Origin of the sequence: Streptomyces tateyamensis, from assembly GCF_003205575.1 — a bacterium.
Lineage (GTDB): Bacteria > Actinomycetota > Actinomycetes > Streptomycetales > Streptomycetaceae > Kitasatospora > Kitasatospora tateyamensis.
Window position 1 is genome coordinate 1 of sequence record NZ_PYBW01000173.1, and the last position, 7,187, is coordinate 7,187.

A 7,187-nucleotide genomic window follows, 5' to 3' on the forward strand; every position below is an offset into this window, starting at 1 on the left:
CCGTGAGACAAAGAGGCGGGCTCCGTCAGAATGCCTCGGCCGACGAGGTGCTTGAGCTTGGCGCGCATGCCTTCGATCGCTGGGAAGTTCCCATGGTGGCGGTGGGAACCCGCAAGTTCCAATCGGAAAATCCATGTGCCGGGCGCAGTCCTTAACCTGTGCTGGCTCCTCCCACCAGGCAACTCTTCGTCCTGGTCAGCGAGTTATGTGAACAACCCACAGCGGAGGCTGGTCGAAGCGAAAGCTTCGACCAGCCTCCTTTTGTTTGCACGGGCCCGGCGGGCCCGGCTGGTCCCTGATGGCTTTCGGTGTCCGATTAACTCCTCTTCCGATTGTGTCGGTTGCCGAGGTAATATCAGTCAGTGAGACGGCCGAACCGTGCGCGCCGCCTGACCACGGACCGCAGCCGATGATCCGCACCTTGCTCACCGTCGAACGACCCCGGCCCGACGCCGTCCGCAGCCACCCGACCGCCTGGCGGCTGGCCGTGCTCACCGTCTGCTTCGGCGCCTTCATGGGCCAGCTCGACGCCAGCATCGTCACCCTCACCTACCAGTCGCTGCGCTCGGAGTTCCACACCTCGCTGGCGGCAGTCCAGTGGGTCTCGCTGGCCTACCTGCTCGCCCTGGTGGCGCTGCTGGTGCCGATCGGGCGGCTGTCCGACGTGCGCGGGCGCAAGCTGATGTACCTGTACGGCTTCGCGGTCTTCACCCTCGCCTCCGCCGCCTGCGGCCTGGCCCCGACCCTGGTCGCGCTGATCGGCTTCCGGGTGGTGCAGGCGGTGGGCGCGGCACTGATGCAGGCCAACAGCGTCGCGCTGGTCGCCACCAGCGCCCCGCCCGGGCGGATGCGGGCCGCCCTCGGCCTGCAGGCCGCGGGCCAGGCGATCGGGCTGGCCCTCGGACCGACGGTCGGCGGCGCGATCGTCGCCACCCTCGGCTGGCGGTGGGTGTTCTGGATCAACGTACCGATCGGGCTGGCCGCGCTGGTCGCCGGGCACTTCCTGTTGCCGCGCACCCGGGAGCGGGCCCCGGCCGGCCGCACCGACCGGCGCGGCGTGGCGCTGCTGGCCACCGCGACCACGGCCGCCCTGCTCGCGCTCTCGGTGGTTTCCGGGCTCGGCGTGCCGGGCTGGACCGCCGCCGCCCTCGGCGCGCTGGCGGTGCTGGCCACGGCAGCCTTCCTGCGCCGCCAACGCCGGTGCGCCGACCCGCTGGTCGACCTGGACCTGGTGCGCCGGGGTCCGGTGGGGCTCGGCCTGCTGGGCGGGCTGTGCGGGTACCTGGTGCTCTTCGGGCCGCTGGTCCTGGTGCCGGTCGAGCTGGCCCGGCAGGGGGTGGCGGCGATCACCGCCGGCCTGGTGCTCACCGCGCTGCCGGTCGGCTTCGCGCTCGCCGCCACCGGCGCCGAGCGGCTGCTGCCGCAGCGCTGGGGCGACCGGCGGCGCAGCCGGGCGGGGGCGGCCGGCTGCGTGGCTGCGCTGGCCCTGCTGCTGGCGCTGCCGGTGCACGCCGCGCTGCTGCCGCTCCCGCTGGGGCTGCTCGGCCTGGCGCTCGGGGTGTTCGTACCGGCCAACAACACGCTGGTGATGCGGGCGCTGCCGCAGTGCGACGCCGGGGCCGGCGGCGGCATGGTGAACATGACCCGGGGCCTGGGCACGGCGCTCGGCGTGGCCGCGGTCACGCTCGCCCTGCACCTGGCCCCGGGCGGCGCGGGCGCGGCCACGGCCACCGGCGCGCTGCTCGGCGCCGCGGTGCTGGCGGTGGCCACCACGCTGCGCAAGCAGGGCACTGCGCAACGACTTTGACCGAAAATCAGCGGCCCGTCGGCACCGGGGCGCTCGGTATGGTCTGCGCATGCCACCTCAGCCGCGCCGGACCACCGGCCTTCCCGTGCTCCAGTACCGCAAGCCCACCCGGGGACGGGACTACTGGGTGCTGAACGACGTGCTCCCCAACGCCGCGGAGGTGCGGGCGCGCTGCCTGGCCCGCACCGACTGGACCGAGGGCCACCCCTACAAGCCGGAGAGCTGGCCGGGCCTGCGCGCCATGCCAGCCCTGCTGCCGGAGGAACTGGACCACGTGGAGGCCCAGGTTCGACAGGCGACCGGGGAGCAGCGGCTGTGGGCCGAGACCTCGGCGGGCGGGGCGACCGTCAACCACAACTGCGTGCAGGTGGTGGGGGAGGGCGAGGGCGAGCCGCGTCCGCACACCGACTCGCGCGCGCTGTGCCGGTACGCGGCCGTGCTCTACCTCAACCCCGAGGTGCCCAAGGACTGCGGCACCAGTTTCTACCGGCAGAGCCTGCCCGGCGGGGTGCTCGGCGGAAACCTGGTCTCGGCGCCGCACGACACCCTGCCGCAGGCGCTCGGCACCCGCTTCGTCCCGGCGGACTCCTTTACCGAGGACCTGCGGGTGCCGCACCGGTACAACAGCCTGCTGCTCTACCGCGCCAACCTGCTGCACACCGCGACCGGCTACTGGGGCGCCACGCTGGCCGAGAAGCGGATGACGGCAGTCTTCTTCTGGATGGCCTGACCGCCGCGGGTGCCCGGCCGGCCTGACGGGCCGCCGGCCACCCGGCCGACGCGCCGCACAGCAGGCCGGCAGCGCAGGCCAGTCGGGTCGCCGGGAGCCGTCCCGGCAGTCCAACTGGCCTGCTTCTATTGCCCAGTTGCGCAAGGATCCGGACATGGCCGGAAATGGTCGGCCGTTCGTTCGACGTCGTGGCACCATCCGGCCGCCCCGTGCGGACCATGTCCGCAGGCCCGGGTCTGCGCGGCCCGGACGCGTTCCGGGATTTATGAGCACGCCGAGTCGTCGGGCACGTGAACGATTGTCGGTCAATCCGTGACGGCCATCTGTCATGCGCGACTCAGCTACTGTCACGATTCCCCTGCCGCCACCGCTCGGGCCCCTCACCCCAGCGCCAGCGCGGCCATCCGCACCGCGTCCGAGGCGCACACCCGTGCCCGGACAGCCCCCACTGCGCCGCTACCAGCGGCCAGGTCGCTCCACCGCTCGTGACCCCGCGAGCGGTCGGAAAGGAGACCCATGTCCCGCTCGATACACGCCCGGGGAACGCTGGCCGCACTCGCCACCGCCACGGCGCTGCTGGTCACCGCCGTCCCGGTGAGCGCCAGCGCGCACACAGCGGGCGACGCCCCGGCCATCGCCGCCGCGCCCGCCGCCGGCAGCAGCCGGGCCGAACTGCTCTCCCAGGCCAGTGTGCAGAGCACCGCCCTCGCCCAGCAGCTCGGCCTGGACAGCCAGGAGAAGCTGGTTGCCAAAGACGTGGTCAAGGACGCCAACGGCACCACCCACCTGCGCTACGAGCGCACCTACGGCGGACTGCCGGTCCTCGGCGGCGACCTGATCGTGCACCAGGCCGCCAACGGCACGGTCAAGAGCGTGGACCGGGCCAGCACCGCCTCGCTCAGCGGCGTCTCCACCACCCCGGCGCTGGCCGCCCCGAAGGCCCAGGCCGCCGCGCTGGCCCAGGAGTCCGGCTCCAACGTCGCCGTCGCGCCGCGCCTGGTGGTCTGGCTGGGCGACAGCACCCCGAAGCTGGCCTGGGAGACCGTCATCACGGGCAAGCAGCAGGACGGCACCCCGAGCCGGCTGCACGTGGTCACCGACTCCTCGACCGGCTCCGTGCTGAGCAGGATCGAGGGCATCGAGACCGACACCGGCAACGGCCTGTTCGTCGGCACCGTGCCGCTGACCACCACCGCCTCGGGCTCGACCTTCCAGCTCAAGGACGGCACCCGCGGCGGCCAGTACACCACCGACATGAACAACGGGACCTCGGGCAACGGCACCCTGTTCACCAACTCCAGCACCACCTGGGGCAACGGCACGGTGAGCAACCGTCAGTCGGCCGCCGTGGACGCCCAGTACGGCACCGCCATGACCTGGGACTTCTACAAGAACACCTTCGGTCGCAGCGGCATCCGCAACGACGGTGTCGGCGCCTACAACCGGGTGCACTACGACAGCAACTACACCAACGCGTTCTGGGACGACAGCTGCTTCTGCATGACCTACGGCGACGGGGCCAGCAACACCCACCCGCTCACCGAGATCGACGTGGCCGGCCACGAGATGACCCACGGCGTCACCGCCGCGACCGCCAACCTGACCTACTCGGGCGAGTCCGGCGGCCTCAACGAGGCCACCTCCGACATCCTCGGCACCATGGTCGAGTTCTACGCCAACCTGCCCTCGGACACGCCGGACTACCTGATCGGCGAGCTGATCAACCTGAACGGCAACGGCACCCCGCTGCGCTACATGGACCAGCCCTCCAAGGACGGCTCCTCGGCCGACTACTGGTCCTCCACGGTCGGCAACCTCGACGTGCACTACTCCTCGGGCGTGGCCAACCACTTCTTCTACCTGCTGAGCGAGGGCAGCGGCGCCAAGACCGTCAACGGCGTCAACTACAACTCCCCGACGGCCAACGGCATCACCGTCACCGGCATAGGCCGGGACAAGGCGGCGGCCATCTGGTACCGGGCCCTGAGCACCTACTTCACCTCCAGCACCAACTACGCCGCCGCCCGCACCGCCACGCTGAGCGCGGCCACCGACCTGTACGGCGCGGGCTCGGCCGAGTACAACGCGGTGGCCACCGCCTGGGCCGGGGTCAAGGTCGGCTCGCTGCCCACCGGCGGCGTCACGGTGACCAACCCGGGCAACCAGACCACCGCCCTCAACGGCGCCGTCAACCTCCAGCTGACGGCCACCGGCGGCACGGGCGCGCTGACCTGGACGGCCACCGGCCTGCCCGCCGGCCTGTCGATCAGCTCCGGCGGCCTGATCACCGGCACCGCCACCACGGCCGGCACCTACAACGTGACGGCCACGGCCAAGGACACCGCCGGCAAGACCGGCACCACCAGCTTCACGTGGACCGTCTCCACCGGTGGCGGCGGCACCTGCACCGGCGGCGGCCAGCTGCTCGGCAACGCCGGCTTCGAGACCGGTACCGCCGCCCCCTGGACCACTTCCACCGGCGTGGTCGACAACAGCTCCTCCGAGGCCGCCCACAGCGGCTCCTGGAAGGCCTGGATGAACGGCTACGGCTCCGCCCACACCGACACCGTCTCGCAGACCGTCACCATCCCGGCCGGCTGCAAGGCCACCTTCAGCTTCTGGCTGCACATCGACACCGCCGAGACGGGTTCGACCGCCTACGACAAGCTGACCGTGACGGCCAACGGCACCTCGCTGGCCACCTACTCCAACGTCAACGCCGCCACCGGCTACGTGCAGAGGTCCTTCGACCTCTCCTCCTACGCCGGCCAGACCGTCACCCTGAAGTTCACCGGCACCGAGGACTCCTCGCTGCAGACCAGCTTCGTGATCGACGACACCGCGCTGAACGTCGGCTGAGTGCCGTCGCGACTGCCTGTCATTCCCTGGTCGCTCACCGGCAGCAAAATGTGAGAAATCCCAGGTAGTGAGACATCCCGCCGTACCGGGCCAGCCCGGTACGGCGGGATTGTTGCATTTACGTTTCACACTTTTGGAGACAGCCGAGGGTTGCGTGAAGCTAATTTGTCGTGACCACTGTCATACAACGCGGTTGATGACGTAGCCTCTGGTGCCTGCGTATGGTTCCTGCAGCTCGACGGTGTCCCCACAACGCCATCGAGCCGGTCCCGCCGCGTAACTCTCCGGGCAACGGGGCGGCTGGTGGGGAAGGTTATTTCGCATGGGCACGCAATATCCGCAGAACGCCGGTCACCTACGCCTGGTGGAGGAGTCCGCCGGCCCGCTCGCACTCCGCCCCGCGGGTGCGGCCGGTGCCGTGCCCCCGCTGCCGCCCACCGCCTGTCCGCCCACGGGCACCGACTTCGCCCAGACCCTGCACGCCGCGATCGAGGCCAGCGGGCTGAGCCTGGACCGGATCCGCACCGAACTGGCCCTACAGGGCGTCAAGCTGAGCGTCACCACGCTCAGTTACTGGCGGCGCGGCCGCAGCCAGCCCGAACGGGCCGCCTCGGTGCGCGCGGTGGCGCTGCTGGAGGAACTGCTCGCGCTGCCGGCCGGGGCGCTGTCCAGCCTGCTCGGTCCGCCCCGCCCGCGCGGGCGCTGGGTGGCCCACCCGGTGCCGGACGCCCTGCCGGTCTCCGCGATCTGGCCGGAGGAGCAGCAGATCGCCGAGGTCTTCGAGGAGTTGGACGCGCCGCCGATCGGCGAGCTGGAGCGGCTGAGCGTGCACGACGCCTACTACGTGGGCGCCGACCGGCAGGGCCGCACGCTGCGCACCCGTCAGGTGGTGCGGGCCACCGCGCCCGGGGTCAACCGCTGCCTGGTGGTGCAGAAGGCGGACGAGGACACGGTCGGCTGCCCGGAGATCACCTCGATCCGGCACGCCCGGCTGGGCCGGGTGCGGCGCAAGCCGGAGATCGGCCTGCTGGTCTCCGAACTGCTGCTGGACCGGCCGCTGGGCCAGGGCGACTCCACCGTCTTCGAGTACGAGGTCGAGCTGCCGCCGGCCGGGCCGACCACCGTGTACGCCCGGCGGTTCGCGGTGCCGGTGCGCGAGTTCGTGCTCCAGGTGCACTTCGACCCGGCCGCGCTGCCCGCACACTGCGAGCGGTACGAGCGCGGCGGCGGCGAGGAGCAGGACCGGCTGCGCGAGCGGCTGTGGATCGGCGCCTCGGCCAGCGTGCACGCGATCGCCACCGACCAGCAGCCGGGGCAGACCGGGATCCGCTGGGAGTGGGACTGACCGGGGCGTAAAGCCGCTTTGCCTGCGAGGCAAGGCGCTACCCGGGGGGCCAGGGCCGCGGTCAGGGTGGGAGTACCGCTTCCCCGACCGCGAAACCGGAGTCCCGCATGCCCCGCGCCACCTGGCACCATCCGCTGCTCGCCCTGCGGGCCGCCGCCTTCTCGATCGGCGCGCTGCTGCTGCTGGTCGGGGTCGGCGTGGTGCTGCGCCAGCCGCTGCTGATCCCGCCGCTGGCCGCCAGCGCCGCCCTGGTGCACGGCGCCCCCGCACTGCCGATCTCGCAGCCGCGCAACCTGGTCGGCGGGCAACTGCTGTCCGCGGTCACCGGCTACGCGGTGCTGGCGGTCACCGGGCGCGGCCCGTGGGGCGCCGCCTTGGCCGGCGGCCTCGCGCTGGGCGCGATGCTGCTGGCCCGGGTCCCGCACTCGCCGGCCGCCGCCACCGCG

General features: G+C 72.1%; 5 protein-coding genes. All 5 read left to right on the forward strand.

The window, feature by feature from the left end:
- The first annotated feature begins 409 nt into the window (after positions 1 to 409).
- A complete protein-coding gene (locus C7C46_RS31245; protein ID WP_110673297.1) occupies positions 410 to 1,807 on the forward strand; it encodes an MFS transporter in 1,398 nt (465 codons plus the stop codon).
- A gap of 49 nt (positions 1,808 to 1,856) precedes the next feature.
- A complete protein-coding gene (locus C7C46_RS31250; RefSeq protein WP_110673298.1) occupies positions 1,857 to 2,537 on the forward strand; it encodes a DUF6445 family protein in 681 nt (226 codons plus the stop codon).
- Between the two features lie 516 nt (positions 2,538 to 3,053).
- Positions 3,054 to 5,396 (forward strand): M4 family metallopeptidase, encoded by a 2,343-nt coding sequence (locus C7C46_RS31255; protein ID WP_110673299.1) that lies wholly within the window; start codon positions 3,054 to 3,056, stop codon positions 5,394 to 5,396.
- A 322-nt stretch (positions 5,397 to 5,718) separates the two neighbouring features.
- On the forward strand, positions 5,719 to 6,741 hold the full coding sequence (locus C7C46_RS31260) for a hypothetical protein (protein WP_110673300.1): 1,023 nt from the start codon (positions 5,719 to 5,721) through the stop codon (positions 6,739 to 6,741).
- 107 nt (positions 6,742 to 6,848) lie between these two features.
- The coding region (locus C7C46_RS31265) for an HPP family protein (protein ID WP_110673301.1) at positions 6,849 to 7,187 on the forward strand (339 nt) is incomplete at its 3' end.